At 39.2% G+C, this 16,122-nt stretch carries 13 protein-coding genes and 1 tRNA gene; 11 read left to right on the forward strand and 3 right to left on the reverse strand.

Annotated elements, in window-relative coordinates:
- The first annotated feature begins 325 nt into the window (after nucleotides 1-325).
- From Q0791_RS05340 to Q0791_RS05365, 6 genes are all read left to right on the forward strand, one after another.
- Nucleotides 326-2,674, forward strand: coding sequence for a winged helix-turn-helix domain-containing protein (locus tag Q0791_RS05340; protein ID WP_299003555.1), 2,349 nt, complete (start codon nucleotides 326-328; stop codon nucleotides 2,672-2,674).
- 1,054 nt (nucleotides 2,675-3,728) lie between these two features.
- Nucleotides 3,729-3,893, forward strand: a complete 165-nt coding sequence (locus Q0791_RS05345; RefSeq protein WP_299003556.1) for a hypothetical protein — start codon at nucleotides 3,729-3,731, stop codon at nucleotides 3,891-3,893.
- Nucleotides 3,894-4,215: 322 nt separating this feature from the next.
- The gene (locus Q0791_RS05350) at nucleotides 4,216-4,665 is read left to right on the forward strand and encodes a MarR family transcriptional regulator (protein WP_299003557.1); all 450 of its coding nucleotides are present in this window, start codon (nucleotides 4,216-4,218) and stop codon (nucleotides 4,663-4,665) included.
- Between the two features lie 258 nt (nucleotides 4,666-4,923).
- Nucleotides 4,924-6,022, forward strand: a protein-coding gene (prfB, locus tag Q0791_RS05355) for a peptide chain release factor 2 (RefSeq protein ID WP_299003558.1) whose coding sequence is annotated in 2 segments (ribosomal slippage) — nucleotides 4,924-4,998 and nucleotides 5,000-6,022 — 1,098 coding nt in all. Because the reading frame shifts where the segments join, the coding sequence is not laid out codon by codon here.
- Nucleotides 6,023-6,141: 119 nt separating this feature from the next.
- Nucleotides 6,142-7,644 (forward strand): lysine--tRNA ligase, encoded by a 1,503-nt coding sequence (gene lysS / locus Q0791_RS05360; RefSeq protein ID WP_299003559.1) that lies wholly within the window; start codon nucleotides 6,142-6,144, stop codon nucleotides 7,642-7,644.
- A 104-nt stretch (nucleotides 7,645-7,748) separates the two neighbouring features.
- Nucleotides 7,749-8,207 carry a GNAT family N-acetyltransferase gene (locus Q0791_RS05365; protein ID WP_299003560.1) on the forward strand — a complete coding sequence of 153 codons (459 nt, stop codon included), beginning with the start codon at nucleotides 7,749-7,751 and terminating at the stop codon, nucleotides 8,205-8,207.
- A gap of 114 nt (nucleotides 8,208-8,321) precedes the next feature.
- Here Q0791_RS05365 and Q0791_RS05370 read toward each other — a convergent pair.
- A tRNA-Phe gene (locus tag Q0791_RS05370) sits at nucleotides 8,322-8,397 on the reverse strand.
- 140 nt (nucleotides 8,398-8,537) lie between these two features.
- Nucleotides 8,538-9,299 carry an outer membrane protein assembly factor BamD gene (locus Q0791_RS05375; protein WP_299003561.1) on the reverse strand — a complete coding sequence of 254 codons (762 nt, stop codon included), beginning with the start codon at nucleotides 9,297-9,299 and terminating at the stop codon, nucleotides 8,538-8,540.
- A gap of 122 nt (nucleotides 9,300-9,421) precedes the next feature.
- On the opposite strand from Q0791_RS05375, the gene rluD reads away from it, so the two are divergent.
- The gene (gene rluD / locus Q0791_RS05380) at nucleotides 9,422-10,393 is read left to right on the forward strand and encodes a 23S rRNA pseudouridine(1911/1915/1917) synthase RluD (protein WP_299003563.1); all 972 of its coding nucleotides are present in this window, start codon (nucleotides 9,422-9,424) and stop codon (nucleotides 10,391-10,393) included.
- Nucleotides 10,394-10,411: 18 nt separating this feature from the next.
- Entirely contained in the window at nucleotides 10,412-11,119 is a 708-nt protein-coding gene (gene pgeF / locus Q0791_RS05385; protein WP_299003565.1) for a peptidoglycan editing factor PgeF, read from the forward strand.
- A 34-nt stretch (nucleotides 11,120-11,153) separates the two neighbouring features.
- On the opposite strand, the gene Q0791_RS05390 is transcribed toward pgeF, so the two are convergent.
- Complete coding sequence (locus Q0791_RS05390; RefSeq protein WP_299003567.1) at nucleotides 11,154-11,657, reverse strand: lactoylglutathione lyase family protein; 504 nt, start codon at nucleotides 11,655-11,657, stop codon at nucleotides 11,154-11,156.
- Between the two features lie 94 nt (nucleotides 11,658-11,751).
- Here Q0791_RS05390 and Q0791_RS05395 point away from each other — a divergent pair, with 94 nt between their 5' ends.
- The 3 genes from Q0791_RS05395 to Q0791_RS05405 all read left to right on the forward strand — a co-directional run bounded on the left by Q0791_RS05395 (nucleotide 11,752) and on the right by Q0791_RS05405 (nucleotide 15,763).
- Nucleotides 11,752-12,621, forward strand: a complete 870-nt coding sequence (locus Q0791_RS05395) for a LysR family transcriptional regulator (protein WP_299003569.1) — start codon at nucleotides 11,752-11,754, stop codon at nucleotides 12,619-12,621.
- Nucleotides 12,622-12,705: 84 nt separating this feature from the next.
- Nucleotides 12,706-15,279: an ATP-dependent chaperone ClpB gene (clpB, locus tag Q0791_RS05400; RefSeq protein ID WP_299003571.1), complete on the forward strand. Its 2,574-nt coding sequence runs from the start codon at nucleotides 12,706-12,708 to the stop codon at nucleotides 15,277-15,279.
- Nucleotides 15,280-15,436: 157 nt separating this feature from the next.
- Nucleotides 15,437-15,763 carry a hypothetical protein gene (locus Q0791_RS05405; protein WP_299003573.1) on the forward strand — a complete coding sequence of 109 codons (327 nt, stop codon included), beginning with the start codon at nucleotides 15,437-15,439 and terminating at the stop codon, nucleotides 15,761-15,763.
- The last annotated feature ends 359 nt before the right edge of the window (nucleotides 15,764-16,122 follow it).

A 16,122-nucleotide genomic window follows, 5' to 3' on the forward strand; every position in this document is an offset into this window, starting at 1 on the left:
AAGGTGAAATATTGTAAGAGCAGGTACTATTTTTATAGAATGCTACACTCGTATTGAACAGTATGATTAGCTTGTCATATTGTTTGCATTATTATTGATAATTTGGCGAAGAATAAAAAGTTATTAATTATTTATTGGCTTTTATTCGTTTATTAAACGAATTACTTATTCTTTTTAGATATATAAAAGTGTATAATTCTGATGTGTATCATTATAACGACACGTATTAATTTTAGATAATTGAAAAAAATAGCATTTTGTGCTTTGATATGCGACTAAACCATAGAGGCACAGCTTGTTTTGGGTATAATTTTGAGGTACAGGGATGCAATTAGGCGATTATTTTTTAGATCGAGAAACCATGCTACTTCATTGTGGTGATGAAGAAAAAGCGATAGAACCTAAAGTTTATGATGTACTCATGTACCTAGTTGAAAATAGACAAAGGCATATATCTATTACCGAGCTCCATGAGAATGTTTGGAAAGGACGTTTTGTCTCAGATGCGGCTGTTCGAAAAATAATCAGTAAATTGCGTTTATTATTTGATGATAATCATAATGAGCCTAAATATATTAAATCACTTTCTAAACGGGGCTACCGTTTAATTTGTCATGTGGATTTAAATAAGAAAACCATTAAAAGTATTCCTCCCATTCCTGATATACCTGTGCCTGATCATTTAGAAGTCAATAAAGACGAGATAAGTTTAGCTAATAACGTTTTAATGCAAACTTCTTCTGAACAGATATCAAATAGGCAGGATACTCAGTGTGCAGATATAACAAATAGCCTGAATGAATCTAAGGCTAGTCATTCTAATGGCCATGATGGCCAATTAAAGGATAATAAGGTTCAAGTTCATCTAAACAATCAAATACATCATTTATCTTCTAGGAAGAAATTAACGTCATTTCAATTGACTGGAATAGTGTCAAGCTTGGTATTTTTTTTATTGGGAGTCAGTTGCTTAGTTTATTTTTATGATGTCCATATTACTCTCGATAACCGAAAATCTTCAGAAGCTAACGTACAAAGTGTTAATCAACTCAGTGCGAATAAAGAAAATGTTGACGGTAAATCGTCATTGGTCATGGATGAAACTAACCTGTTAAAAACACTTACTGGGGATAAAATTGGTATTGCCGTTCATGATGATAAACGGTTAACCGCTTTTGCCATGAAGCTGGATAAAGGCGTAGGTTATCAAATATTCTTAAAAGATATAGCCAGTAATAAAGTTACCCAACTGGTGCAAAATGTGATTTTTCCTTTATCTTTAACTTTTAATAAAAACGGAGATAAGCTCTATTATATCGATCATGTTGAGGGCAGTTCATCTTTAATTGAATTTGATTTAGCATCCAATGAGTATACCCATCGTACATTAGTTAAAGACTATTTTGGCTTATATGATTTAAGCTTTTCGCCCATTATTGAGGATAAAATTTATTTTACTGGTGAGCCTAATAATAAAGATGGTATATCGGGCTACAGTTATAATTTCAGCTCTAAAAATATTGAACCTGTGACCGATAAAGTATCAGCTGATTTTATGGATATTAGAATGCGATTTTCTAATGATGGTCAGCAATTGGCTGTATTAAGGCTTGATTCAGTAAATCATCAATCTGAATTACGCATTATTGACTTACCGTTAAATAAGGTGATTTACCGACGCTGGTTTGAACAGAGAGTCTATTATCTTGAGTGGCTTAATGAACATAAGCTAGCTGTTTTGAGTAATAAGGGACTGTTTCGTCTTGATATTACCACTGATAAAGTTAAAGTGTTTAATGGTGATTATAACTTCCGTGGTATGGAGCTGGCTAAGAGTAATGAGCATTTATATTTATTACGTCGTCAGAGCAGTGATAATCGCTTTGTGTCTAAAACTTTGCCCTTTAGCAAGTTTGTCACCGATAACATTATTGAGGATGATCTCGATTTAACCTTAATGGGTGGCCAAAATAATAATGACAAAGCTTTTTTTACTGGCATAACAGCAACCCACTACGTGCTCAGTCAATTCGATTATAAGACGAATAAGCATACAGAATTAGTTAAAACTAAGGTTAGACTGCGCTTTTTATATTCCAGTCGAGATGGGGATAAAATTTTATATAAAGAAGATAAGCGTTTAGTGTTTTTAACCTTAAGCACAGGTGTTAAAAAGGTACTATCAACTAAACAGAGTGTGATTAGTTATGCGCGCTTTTCTAAAGATGAAACTGCGATTATCTATGGCGAAAAGCAATACGAGACTTGGGCGGTGAACCGTTATGATGTCACGACAGGTGAAACGACTGAGCTTTTCAAAGGTTACCAAGATGCCCTCGAATATCGTGAGGGCTACGTATTGGTGGATGATGATTTTGAGTTGATTTTGGCGCAGAATGGTCAACAGCAATCATTGGGTTATAAATTAAACAGTGAGCTATATAATTTAGTCTTTATTATGAATGATTATTTGTATTGGCAGGATACCGATTATATAAAAGTAACCTTTAATGAGCTTAATCTTGCTACCTTTATGCATGAACAAAAGCAATTTGATTTTTTACCGACAACCTTTAATATGGCCATTAATCAGGAGGATGGACGACTCTGGTATAATGCAAGAAAGCGAAAGTCTGAACTGTACCAGTTTGATATTAATCGATTCCTACTCTAATTAGTCTGATTGGCCTTTATAGGAAAGGAAGTCTCTGATTATGCAAAGAGGCGATGAAATGCCCCTTACAGAATCTAACTCTTGAAAACTTGTTTTTAGTAACCTAATGTCAGAAAAAATCTGACATTAGGTTTTTTGCTATTTACAGGTGAAACCAAGTACGCGATTCTTTGATTCCACTTTTAATATTTGGCAATACTGGCAATACTGGCAATACTGGCAATACTGGCAATACTGGATATGACTCTTTTTTACTCATTTCCTTTGTTAATAAATATGGGAATTTTTTATTTTCCTATAGACTATGAGTGATATTATTCTTGTTAGGTCTATATCCGTGATACTTGAAGATGCATGTTTTCAGAGCCTGTAAAAGTGCCTAATTCAAGGCGTATTATTGCCGAAATGCTTATTGCCTTTTAAGATGATACAACGCAGAAGTCGGTGCTTTTACAGACTTCCAACGGGCTGGCCTCTTTATATGTAAAAGCAAGGCCTTTTATACTGCGTTACTGAACATCAGCTTAGAATGACTAGGCACGCTGTTCAAAGCCTTGCCTAAAAGGCTTTTAATTCCAGCTGAATCCTGCATCTTCAAGTATCACGGATATGTCTTCATACGGTCTGTTTGTGCTGTTTTTATTTTATTTCTCACTAAGCTGCTTGAGTCGGCATTGTTATATTGATTTAGCTATATGCTCACTTTTTGGTTCAGGTTTTATGGGAAGCTTGCCACTTTTTGTGCTTTTATTGTGTTAATTTTGTGATTTTTGATTATAAGCGAATAATACATGAAATAGCACGCTAAAAGTTATTGTTTTGTTAATTTTTTGGCGAGATAGTAGTTGCATTAAGTTGCTTCTACTTAGAGTGTTATTATCCATAGCAGCATAGCACCATAATATAAGTTGGTATGGTTCGAGTTTTTGAGTAAGTTTATGCTTGGCATATTAACAGCTGTGCATATTAACAAGATATGTTGAGCTTGCGGCTTATTTAGAATACACCTCACTCTGAATATAAATAACAGTAATAACAAAAAAGGATATTCGATATGAGAATAACATTTTTATCATTGATGAAAAAACTAACTGTATTAATCGCAGCAGGTTTGTTTTGCTCTACGACTTTAGCGCTTCCTATGGCGCAAAAAGTATCTATTGATGCCATGCCTGAGTCGTGCCCAGGACTGCCTACACTTTGCCAAATAGAAGAGTAAATATTTTAATAGTCAATATTTATTTTTATTCAATTAAATTATATAGGTTTTTTTGTAAGTTGATATGTTGTGCTAGCGTTGTTTTTAGCTGCCCGTTTTGGGCAGCATCTTCTCTTGTTGCCTTCGTTTTTATTTCAGTGATACTTTATTCTCATCCACGGTGAAAGCTGATCGAATCAGGCGTTTCCACGTTTCTTATTCCGTTTAAAGTGGTTCATAATGAAAACGCTCATTTCTGTACTTAAGTTAAGATTCTTTTTATCTTGAAGTGAACTAGATTGTGCGCAATCATATTATGAATGTTTGTGATGCAGGAGGACGCATGCCTGAAACGATAAAAAATCAAAATCTCAGTTTAAATAATCAAATTTGTTTTTCCCTCTACAGTGCTTCAAATGCAATGATAAGAGCTTACCGCCCTTTACTGGAAAAGCTTGATCTGACTTATCCTCAATATCTCGCCATGATGGTACTTTGGGAGCATGATGGGATCAGCGTTAAAACCTTAGGTAAAAAATTACATTTAGACTCAGGAACTTTAACGCCCTTACTTAAACGATTAGAAGGGAAGGGGTTTGTGAGCCGTGGACGTAGCAGTGAAGATGAACGTATGCGAGTGCTTCATTTGACTGAGCAAGGTTGTCTATTAAAAATTCAAGCCCAGTCTGTGCCTGAAATGATGAAATGTAAGGTTCAAGACTTAGAGATGGATTTGGCCAGTTTTAAACAAGCATGCGACAAGCTTCACCAAGTGTTAGCGGGTAACCAATGACCTATGGTTAATAAAGGCTGTTTAGCTGACCATCAAGGACGATGAAAATACTATTTATGCAGGAGCGATTAATGATTTTGCTTAAAAGACTATTCATTCCAGCTGACACTTTCATCTTCAAGTATCATGGGAAGGTATGTTAACTTTCCTTAAAACTATTGCTTTTTTCTTTCTTTCACCGCTAGGTTTAATGATCCGCTTAGGTTAAAATAGGCGGTTTTCTATCCGTGCAACCTAACAATTTAAGTAGACTAATCCATGTTTGAAGTGAATCCGATAAAATTTAAAGTCAAAGAACTCGCGGATCGTACCATGTTGCTTCGGGGGTATCTTTGACTACGATGCAAAAAAAGAGCGTCTAGAAGAAGTCAGTCGTGAGCTTGAAAGTGCTGAAGTGTGGAATGATCCGAATAATGCGCAAGCCTTAGGTAAAGAGCGTTCAGCATTAGAAGCGGTAGTGAAGACCATCGATGATATGGACTTAGGTCTTGTCGATGTCGAAGGTTTAGTTGAGCTTGCGGTAGAAGAGGAAGATGAAGAAACTTTCAATGATGCTAGCGTGGAACTTGATGAGCTTGAAAAACGTCTTGAAGAGCTTGAATTTCGCCGCATGTTTTCAGGTCCCCATGATTTATCAGACTGTTATTTAGATATTCAATCGGGATCAGGTGGTACAGAAGCGCAAGATTGGGCCAATATGGTGCTGCGCATGTTCTTGCGTTGGGGAGAAGCGCACGGCTTTAAACCTGAACTCATTGAAGTGACAGATGGTGATGTGGCGGGCATTAAAGGGGCCACCATTAAGTTTACGGGCGAGTATGCTTTTGGCTGGTTGCGCACAGAAACTGGCGTTCATCGTTTAGTTCGTAAATCACCATTTGATTCAACGGGTAGGCGTCATACCTCTTTTTGTTCTGTTTTTGTGTACCCAGAAATTGATGATTCCATTGAAATTGATATCAATCCAGCAGATTTAAGAATTGATACCTATCGTGCATCTGGTGCTGGGGGTCAACACGTTAACAAAACAGAATCGGCCATTCGTATAACCCATGTTCCCACCAATACCGTAGTGCAATGCCAAAATGATCGCTCACAGCACAAGAATCGTGATTCTGCCATGAAGCAGTTGAAAGCCAAGCTGTTTGAGTTAGAAATGCTGAAACAAAATGCCGATAAACAAGCGGCTGAAGATGCAAAATCTGATATCGGTTGGGGCAGCCAAATTCGTTCATACGTGTTAGACGATGCACGTATTAAAGATTTAAGAACGGGTGTCGAGAACCGTAATACCCAAAGTGTACTCGATGGTGATTTAGATAAGTTTATTGAAGCAAGTTTAAAATCAGGCCTTTAAGCATTAACCATAAGTGTTAATCATAGAGGCTTTATCGTTGCACTTCCTTGAGTTGTAGTAAAAAAGTAAATCCTGATCCATTGATATGGTGTGATCTGTAACATTGACGAGATAAGAAGATGACTGAACAAGTACAAGATGAGAATAAGTTAATTGCTGAGCGTCGTGCCAAACTTGAGCACATTCGCACTCAATGTCCTGCCAATGGTCACCCAAATAATTTTGAGCGAAAACACAAGGCTGCGGATTTACAATCTGAGTTTGGAAGCAACACCAAGGAAGAGTTAGAAGCATTAGGTCATCAAGTCAGTATCGCAGGCCGTGTTATGGCTAAACGTGGCCCCTTTCTTGTTTTGCAAGATGTGAGTGGTCGCATTCAAGCTTATGCGGCCAAAGACGTGCAAAAAGAATTAAAAGCCAAATTTCAAGGGTTAGATATTGGCGATATTATCGGTGTCACGGGTCAGCTGCATTTATCGGGTAAAGGCGATCTTTACGTTAATATGGAAGAGTACCAATTATTGACTAAAGCATTACGCCCATTACCTGAAAAATTTCATGGATTAACGGATCAAGAAACGCGCTATCGCCAGCGTTATGTTGATTTGATTGTTAATGAAGAGTCCCGTGAGGCGTTTATCATGCGCTCGAAAGTCGTAGCGGCTATTCGTAATTTCATGGTGAAAAAAGAGTTTATGGAAGTGGAAACGCCAATGATGCATACTATTCCAGGTGGTGCATCGGCTCGTCCTTTTGAGACGCATCATAATGCGCTCGATATTCAAATGTATTTACGTATTGCCCCTGAGCTCTACCTTAAACGCCTTGTCGTGGGTGGTTTTGAGCGTGTGTTTGAAATTAACCGAAACTTTCGTAATGAAGGTTTATCGCCACGTCATAACCCAGAATTCACTATGATGGAATTCTATATGGCTTATGCCGATTACAAAGATTTAATGGATTTAACTGAAGAAATGTTAAGTTCCATTGCCACCGATCTTTGCGGATCTCCAAAACTGCCTTATGGCGAGCATACTATTGATTTTGGCGGTCCTTATGAGCGTTTAAGCATGCTAGATGCGATCAAGAAGTATAATCCTGATAACGCCACTATTCAGTCAATGACCTATGAAGAAGTCAAAGATCTTGCCTTTATGCGTGATTTAGCTAAATCCTTGCATATTGAGGTTGAAGATTTTTGGACTTGTGGTCAGCTATTAGAAGAAATTTTTGGTGAAACTGCCGAGCCGCGATTGATGCAGCCCACTTTTATTACAGGTTACCCTGCGGATATTTCTCCCCTTGCACGTCGTAATGATGATAATCATTTTATTACCGATAGATTTGAGTTCTTTATTGGTGGTCGTGAAGTGGCAAATGGCTTCTCTGAGCTAAATGACGCCGAAGATCAAGACAAGCGCTTTAAAGCACAAGTGGATGCTAAAGATGCCGGTGATGATGAGGCTATGTTTTATGATGCCGATTACATTACCGCTCTTGAGCACGGTTTGCCACCCACAGCAGGCCAAGGGATAGGTATTGATCGTTTAGTCATGCTATTTACTAATACGCATACTATTCGTGATGTGATTTTATTCCCTGCTATGCGTCCGCAAGGTTAATGCTTTAGAGGCATTGAAGAAGCATAGTTAAGTTCAAACTTGTCTCTTATAGACAGTAAAAAACCAGCTTAATGCTGGTTTTTTACTGTTATGAAGTAGAAGATATGTCGGGAGATAAAGTGGAATTAGGGCTGTATCGTTATCAGGCGCAATGGCTAACAGATCTTGAAGTCCCTTTGGTCAATAAGTTTTATCGTACTCATGGTTTTCGAGGCAAAGCAAAACGATTTGAGAACTGTGCTGTTGTGCGTTATCAAGGCGAGGGTATTATTGCGAGTGCCTATATCAGAGATCATGGTTGTTTTAAGTTAGTCGCAGGGGTTGCGGTTGCCCCCACACATCAAGGGCGAGGTGTGGCACGGCAGTTGTTAACTTTGTTGGCTGAGCGCTTTGATGAAAAGACTTATACCTTCCCTTATCTGGGGTTAGAACCCTTCTATGCATCCCTTGGCTTTTATGCTGTCGATATAAGCATGTTGAATGAAACCGTACGCCAGCTGTATCTCAGCTATCGACAACAGGGGCGTAATATTAAGGTGATGGCATATACGAGTGTCTCATAGGAGGCTTGATGGCATAATCAACACCCATTCCTCAATTAAGTCTGTTCATTTAAAATATGTTTTTTTGACTACAAGATAAGGAAAAATAGTGAATAAATAGGGGAGAATAAGAAGTGGTGCCCGAACCCGGAATCGAACCAGGGACACGAGGATTTTCAATCCTCTGCTCTACCGACTGAGCTATTCGGGCAACGGGCGCAATTTAAAAGCTTTTTTGCCTTAGAGTCAACCATTATTTGAAAAAAAGATGAAAATACCTCTTAAGTGGTTGTGTTTTGTTCGATAGAGCCATTTTCATCTCTTTAAAAAATGGCTCTATTCAAGAAAAGACTACTGGGCAAAGAGCTCGTTATGTGGGAAGTTTTTTTCTAGTACCAATAACGCATTACCTTTTAAGGTGCTTTGTCCTAACTCTCCGTAGGCTTGCGCCATAATTTCTAATGCACGTTCTGTTGAAGGCGTATCCGGGTAGGTTTCAAGTACCAGCTGAGCCCGATTGGCAGCGGCACTCCATGCGTTCATCTTTAAATAATATTGAGCCACATGGATAGAATAGCGTGCTAAACGATTTTTTATTGCGATCATTCGTTGCTGAGCATCGGCTGCATACTTGCTATTCGGGTATAACTTAAGTAGTCTGCCGAAATCTTTGAATGCATCTTGCGCAGGTTTTGGATCGCGATCGCTTCGATCTATGTTAAGCATGTCATGAAATAGGTAGTCATCAATTTGCATGTTGACTAATCCACGCATGTAATAAACATAATCGATATCTTTATGAGTCGGGTTTAACCGAATAAAGCGATCAATATTGGCTAGGCCTGAAGCAGGATCATTCAGCTTATAATAAGCATAGATAAGATCCAGTTGAACTTGAATTTTATGTGGACCAAAGGGAAAACGTGAATCTAAGGCTTCTAATGAACGTACGGCTTTGCTGAAGTTACCCAGCTCCATAGAGGTTCTTGCTTGAGAATAGAGCTCCTCAGGAGAGGTTTTATTCAGCGTAAGATCTTCCTTAGGGCTACTGCTACAGGCCACAATGGCCAGTGACATTAGGACTATGGCAGTACTTTTGGCAAATTTATACATACTTGAATTCGATTCTTTTAAAGTTATTGTTAAGAATTTTTCTATTTCACGATAAAATAGAAACGACTTGATTGTAACAGATAGTAAACAATTTTGGACCCCAAAAAGTGGGTACGGTTCCTATGACACAAGAGATTAATCTAAAAAGTGAGATAACATCAACACAAACCGGACAAAGGTTAGACCAGACTTTGGCCAGTTTGTTCCCCGATTACTCGCGTACGCGCATCAAAGAATGGATACTCTCGGGTGCTGTTTTTGTAGATGGAGTGGTAACAGACAAGCCTAGGATCAAGGTGTTAGAAGGGCAAGAGATTGTTATTCAAGCCACATTAGAAGAAGAAATCAAGGCCGAAGCGCAAGCTATTGAGCTTGATATTGTTTATGAAGACGATCATATTTTAGTGATTAATAAACAGGCTGGTTTAGTGGTACATCCTGGCGCAGGTAATAGTGATGGCACTTTATTGAATGCGCTGTTGCACCATTGCCCTAACATTGAATTGGTACCAAGAGCGGGAATTGTGCATCGTTTGGACAAAGATACCACCGGATTAATGGTGGTCGCAAAAACGGTAGAAGCGCAAACGCACTTAGTCGCTGCTTTGCAAGCAAGGGATATTACTCGTGAATATGAAGCCATAGTGCAAGGGACGATTATTTCCGGTGGTACAGTGGATGAGCCGATAGATAGACATCCCACTAAACGAACTCATATGGCCGTGGTGTATGACGGCAAACCTGCGATGACCCATTACCGAGTTGCAGAGAAGTTTCGTGCCCATACTCGTCTAAGATTAAGGCTGGAGTCGGGTCGAACGCATCAAATCCGTGTGCACATGGCCCATATTGGACATGTTTTGGTTGGCGATCCTGTTTATGGTGGCAGGCCGCGTCCGCCAAAGGGCGTGACGCCAGAGTTTTTTGAGACCTATATGGGCTTTAAACGTCAAGCTCTGCATGCGGTTCGGTTAGAACTGGTGCATCCTTTTACTTGTGAAATCATGAGCTGGCAAGCGCCTATTCCTGAAGATATGAAAATATTGACTCAGGCGTTGCGTCTCGATACGCAAGAAAATCCATCCGTTATTTAAACTGAAAGGATAAATTTAATGCATTCGACTTGGTTTATCCCACCGAGTGTTAACATTGCATTTTCAACGCGCTTAGGCGGTGTCAGCTTGCCGCCTTATGATAGCTTGAACTTAGGCGCACATGTTGGGGATAATCTTAAATCTGTGGCAAGTAATCGACGGTTAATGCAGTCTCAATTAGCATTAACCACACAACCTGCCTGGCTTGAACAAGTACATGGTACTGATGTCATTGAAGCGGATAATACTCAAATCCATAAAGCTGATGGCAGTGTGACTCAAGATTCGAAGCAAGTGTGCGTGGTGATGACCGCCGATTGTTTACCCGTATTATTGTGTAATAAACAAGGTACTCAGGTGGCTGCGGTGCATGCTGGGTGGCGAGGGTTATGCGATGGGATTATTGAATCGGCTTTAGCACATTTTAAACAAGCAGAGGTGATTGCTTATTTAGGGCCTTGTATTGGGCCAAAGGTGTTTGAGGTTGGCCCTGAAGTGAGGCTGCAGTTTGTTGAGAAAGATGCGGCTTGTTCAATTTTTTTTAAACCAGTGAATGACAAATATTTAGCCGATTTGCAAGGCTTAGCTTGTTATCGGCTTCAACGAGCGGGCGTTGTTGAAATATATCAAGATAAACGCTGTACTTATTTAAATCCAGAGAGCTTTTTTTCTTATCGTCGTGAAGGAATAACGGGCCGTATGGCTTCATTTATTTGGTTAAGTTAGTCAACCAAATAAATGAAGCTGTTTTTGCTGTATACTATTTATAAGCGCCTGCCGAATAATGTAATTCATAACTGTGGCTGTAGATCTCTAGTATATTACCAAAGGGATCTTCCATATAAATCATGCGATAGGGTTTCTCACCTGGGTAATAGTAACGAGGGGCTTTCATACGTTTCTTACCCCCTGCGGCGACAATCTTTTCAGCGAGACCTTCTACATCAGGATCTTGTACACAGAAGTGAAAAATGCCCGTTTTCCAATATTCAAAATTATCTTCAGGATTTTCTTGGTTTTTAAATTCAAACAGTTCGACGCCAATACGGTCACCTGTTGATAGATGTGCTATACGAAAGCGATCCCAGCCTTTGCCAAAGACATCGGTACACATTTCTCCAATGGCGGAATCATCTTCATTAATTTCGGTTGGTTCCATGATGAGGTACCAACCCAGAGTTTCTGTATAAAATTTTACGGCTTTTTCTAAATCAGGCACCGATATACCTATGTGTGAAAAGTTTCGTGGATAAACTTGGCTCATGATCTTGCCTCAAATAGTGAAAGTTGTTCTATCTTACAAAGGCTATTTGATTATGTATAATTATCATTATTTATAGCTTTAAGTACAAAATGTAATGATGAATCTTGTATGGTTGAAGACTTTTTGCACTTTGGTTGAGGTACAACATTTTACGCGTACGGCCAATAGGTTGTTTATGACCCAGTCGGGAGTCAGCCAGCATGTGCGAAAGCTTGAAGAACAATTACAGCAAAATTTGATTATTCGACAAGGTAAGCAATTTACTTTGACCTATGCGGGGGAAAGCCTGTATCAAGAAGGGCGAAAAATTCTGAATGATGTTTTAGCGATTGAGCAGAGAATAAGTTTAGATCCTGATGACGCAGGTGAAATAAGAATAATGTCACCTGGTAGTATTGGCCTCAAACTCTATCCTCGAGTGCTGAATCTGCAGCAAACATTCCCTCAATTAGTGATGGATTATCGCTTTGCACCTAATGCGGCTATCGAGGAGGCAATCATCAATTTTGATGTTGATATTGGATTGATGACTTCTCTCACCCAGACGGCTCAAGTCAATGCGATGCCAATAGGTGATGAAGCTTTGGTGTTAGTGACACCTGCCACGATTTTAAAACCTGATTGGGAAGTGTTATTTAATCTTGGTTTTATTGATCATCCTGACGGCGAGCATCATGTCAATCAACTTTTAGGGACAAATTTTTCGGCTTTTCAGGGTTACGACACGTTAATAAAGAAAGGTTTTTCTAATCAAATTCATTTAATTTTAAGGCCAGTGAGTATGGGATTAGGTTTTACGGTATTACCTTACTTCGCCGTCGATGAATTTCTTAACACTGAGTTGATAAAGGTTCATCAACTGTCTAAGCCTGTGAAAGAGATAATTTATCTCTGTCATCATAGAAATAGGCCATTACTAAATAGGATGAAAAAGCTAGTGGCGCATATTAAAAGCTGGGTGTAGTTTAAGATTCTAACCCTTGATATTGATTAATTCTCCCCCATATTTAAATTAACAATTATTTATCTATTTATGCTTGGAGGAGATATGCGACCTGAACGTATGACAAACAAATTTCAAGCGGCCATTTCCGATGCCCAGTCATTGGCTTTAGGTCGAGATCATCAATTTATCGAACCAGTGCATTTAATGATGTCATTGTTGAATCAAGATGGTGGCTCTATCAGTGGATTATTGAATCAAGCGGGCATTCAAGTCAGTCATTTACGTTCTTTACTGGAGCAAGAATTAGAAAGCTTACCCCAAGTTTCAGGTGAAAATGCCGATGTTAAAGTCTCTCAAGGTTTAATTAGACTGCTTAATAATTGTGATAAATTAGCGCAAAAACGTAAAGATAAATATATTTCCAGCGAGTTGTTTGTGTTAGCAGCACTCGATGCAAGTGATCCACTATCAAAAGCCTTGCAAAAGTCCGGCGGTGTTTCCGACATACTTAATAGCACCATAGAGCAAATGCGTGGTGGGCAGAATATTGATGATCCTAATGCAGAAGATCAGCGACAAGCATTGAATAAATTTACCGTTGATTTAACGGAAAGAGCTGAGCAAGGAAAACTCGACCCTGTGATCGGTCGCGACGAAGAAATTCGTCGAACTATTCAAGTCTTACAACGTCGGACCAAAAACAATCCCGTGTTAATTGGCGAGCCAGGTGTAGGAAAAACGGCGATTGTCGAAGGGTTGGCACAACGTATTATTAATAATGAAGTGCCAGAAGGTATTAAAAATAAACGTGTGCTTTCATTGGATATGGGCGCGCTAGTGGCAGGGGCAAAATTCAGAGGTGAATTTGAAGAGCGTTTGAAAGCCGTGTTACATGAATTATCCCAAGAAGAAGGTCAGGTTATTCTCTTCATCGATGAGCTTCATACTATGGTCGGCGCGGGAAAAACTGACGGGGCAATGGATGCAGGAAACATGTTAAAACCTGCTTTGGCAAGAGGGGATTTACATTGTGTTGGTGCTACAACATTAGATGAATATCGTCAATATATTGAAAAAGATCCTGCTTTAGAGCGTCGATTTCAAAAAGTGCTAGTGGATGAGCCTAGTGTCGAAGACACTATCGCTATTTTACGTGGACTCAAAGAGCGCTACGAATTACATCATCATGTTGAGATCACCGATCCTGCGATTGTTGCTGCGGCAAGCATGTCTCATCGATACATATCAGATCGTATGTTACCGGATAAAGCGATTGATTTAATTGATGAGGCAGCCTCAAGTATTCGTATGCAAATCGATTCGAAACCAGAGCCATTAGATAGATTAGAACGTCGAGCAATACAATTAAAGTTAGAAGAACAAGCGTTAAGTAAAGAAGAAGACGAAGCAAGTGCTAAGCGTTTGAATAATTTACGCCACGAGCTGGCTGAAGTCGAAAAGAAAACCGCTGAGCTTAATCAGGTGTGGGTGGCAGAAAAAGCGGCTTTAGCCGGCACACAAAATATAAAATCGGATCTTGAACAGGCAAAATTAAATCTGGAAGTGGCCCAAAGGGCGGGTGACTTGGCGCGTATGTCTGAATTACAGTATGGCCGTATTCCAGAGCTTGAAAAAGAATTAGCGCTTGCAACACAAGCTGAAAGTAAAGAGACAAGTTTGTTGAAAAACCGAGTGACTGAAGTCGAAATTGCGGATGTGCTATCTAAAGCAACGGGTATTCCTGTTGCTAAGATGCTGGAAGGCGAAAAAGAAAAATTATTACAAATGGAATCAGCGCTACATGAACAAGTTATCGGTCAGGATGAAGCCGTTGATGCTGTGTCCAATGCGATTAGGCGCAGTCGAGCAGGGCTATCAGATCCGAATCGTCCAATTGGTTCATTTTTATTCTTAGGCCCAACGGGTGTCGGTAAAACTGAATTATCTAAAGCGTTGGCGCAATATTTGTTTGATACTGAAACGGCATTAGTGCGCATTGATATGTCAGAGTTTATGGAAAAACATTCTGTATCACGTTTGGTCGGTGCTCCTCCTGGGTACATAGGTTATGAAGAAGGCGGGTATTTGACTGAAGCGGTTAGGCGTAAACCTTATTCGGTTATTTTACTTGATGAAGTGGAAAAAGCGCATCCTGATGTTTTTAATATCTTGTTGCAGGTTCTCGATGATGGACGGCTAACGGATGGTCAGGGCAGAACCGTTGACTTTAGAAATACCGTTGTGATCATGACATCGAATTTAGGTTCAGATGTGATTCAGGAAGAGTTTCATCAACTAGAATATGACGAGATGAAGACTAAAGTCATGGAGGTAGTGATACAGAATTTCCGCCCTGAATTTTTGAATCGTATTGATGAGTCGGTGGTTTTCCACCCACTAGGGACAGATCATATTTTACATATTGCTCGGTTACAAATGCAGGCTCTGGAGCAACGTTTAGCGGAAAAAGAATATGATCTTCATATTTCTGATGAAGCCTTGTTGCATATTGCCAAGGCTGGATACCATCCTGTTTATGGCGCAAGACCATTAAAAAGAGCGCTGCAGCAGGAAGTAGAAAACCCATTGGCTCAAAAATTGTTGAGTGGTGAATTAATGCCATCGAGTCCAATTCGTATCGAAACTGATGAAAATGGTTTGACGTTTACTCAATAGAAAGTCCGTGTTCATTCATGAGATAAAGTAAAATAGATACCTCGTTGATCATTTCAATCAACGGGGTTTTTTCTTTTTAAATTTGTATCTCAGTAAAACTCATGCTTAAGTTGTTCTATACCCGTGATACTTGTCTTAAATTATGGAGAGAATAAAGATGAAAATAACATGGCTTGTGAGTGCACTAGTATCTCTTATTATAATGGGGTGTTCATCATCGTCTGAATATGGCAGCGTTAAGGTGTCTGCACCTTATATCGGTGCGGGTAATTTAGATTACGAGAGTTTGTATCATTATGGTTACTATCGAGGATGCCAAAATGCGATTGCGACAAAGGCAGGAAATGTTGAATTGATGAATTCATTTTCTAAAGATACCGCACTTGATGGCTTAAGCAAGTTTGATAAAGGTTGGCATGCAGGTAAGAGTATTTGCCAAGATGGTATCTCTCACTCTCTATTTAGTCTAGAGGCAGCTAATTAGTTTCTGTTTATGGGTGTTAGAATGAAGGCTGTTAGAATGAGTAGTGTAATTGATTTATCTTTTTAGATAACTTCAAAGCAGCTATTCGTTCCACTTTCCATTAGAACACCGCTTTAACTCTTTTTTATGCACCCAATTGATGTAAAAAAGTAGGTTTTGGTTGTTTATTGTTCGCTTGAAGGCTTGCTTTAAATTAAATGCAAAAAAGCCCTTGCGCTAATTTCAAATCTCCCTATAATGCGCACCCACTGACACGGCAAAGCAGATGACTAAGTGATTGGTCAGCAGCAGTGAGTAGTGTTTCAAGTCGTTAAGGTGGCTCGATGAGATAAGAAATTAATCATTGAAAAACTTCTTAA

The sequence above is a fragment of the uncultured Shewanella sp. genome (genome assembly GCF_947495455.1).
In the GTDB taxonomy this organism is placed as follows: Bacteria; Pseudomonadota; Gammaproteobacteria; order Enterobacterales; family Shewanellaceae; genus Shewanella.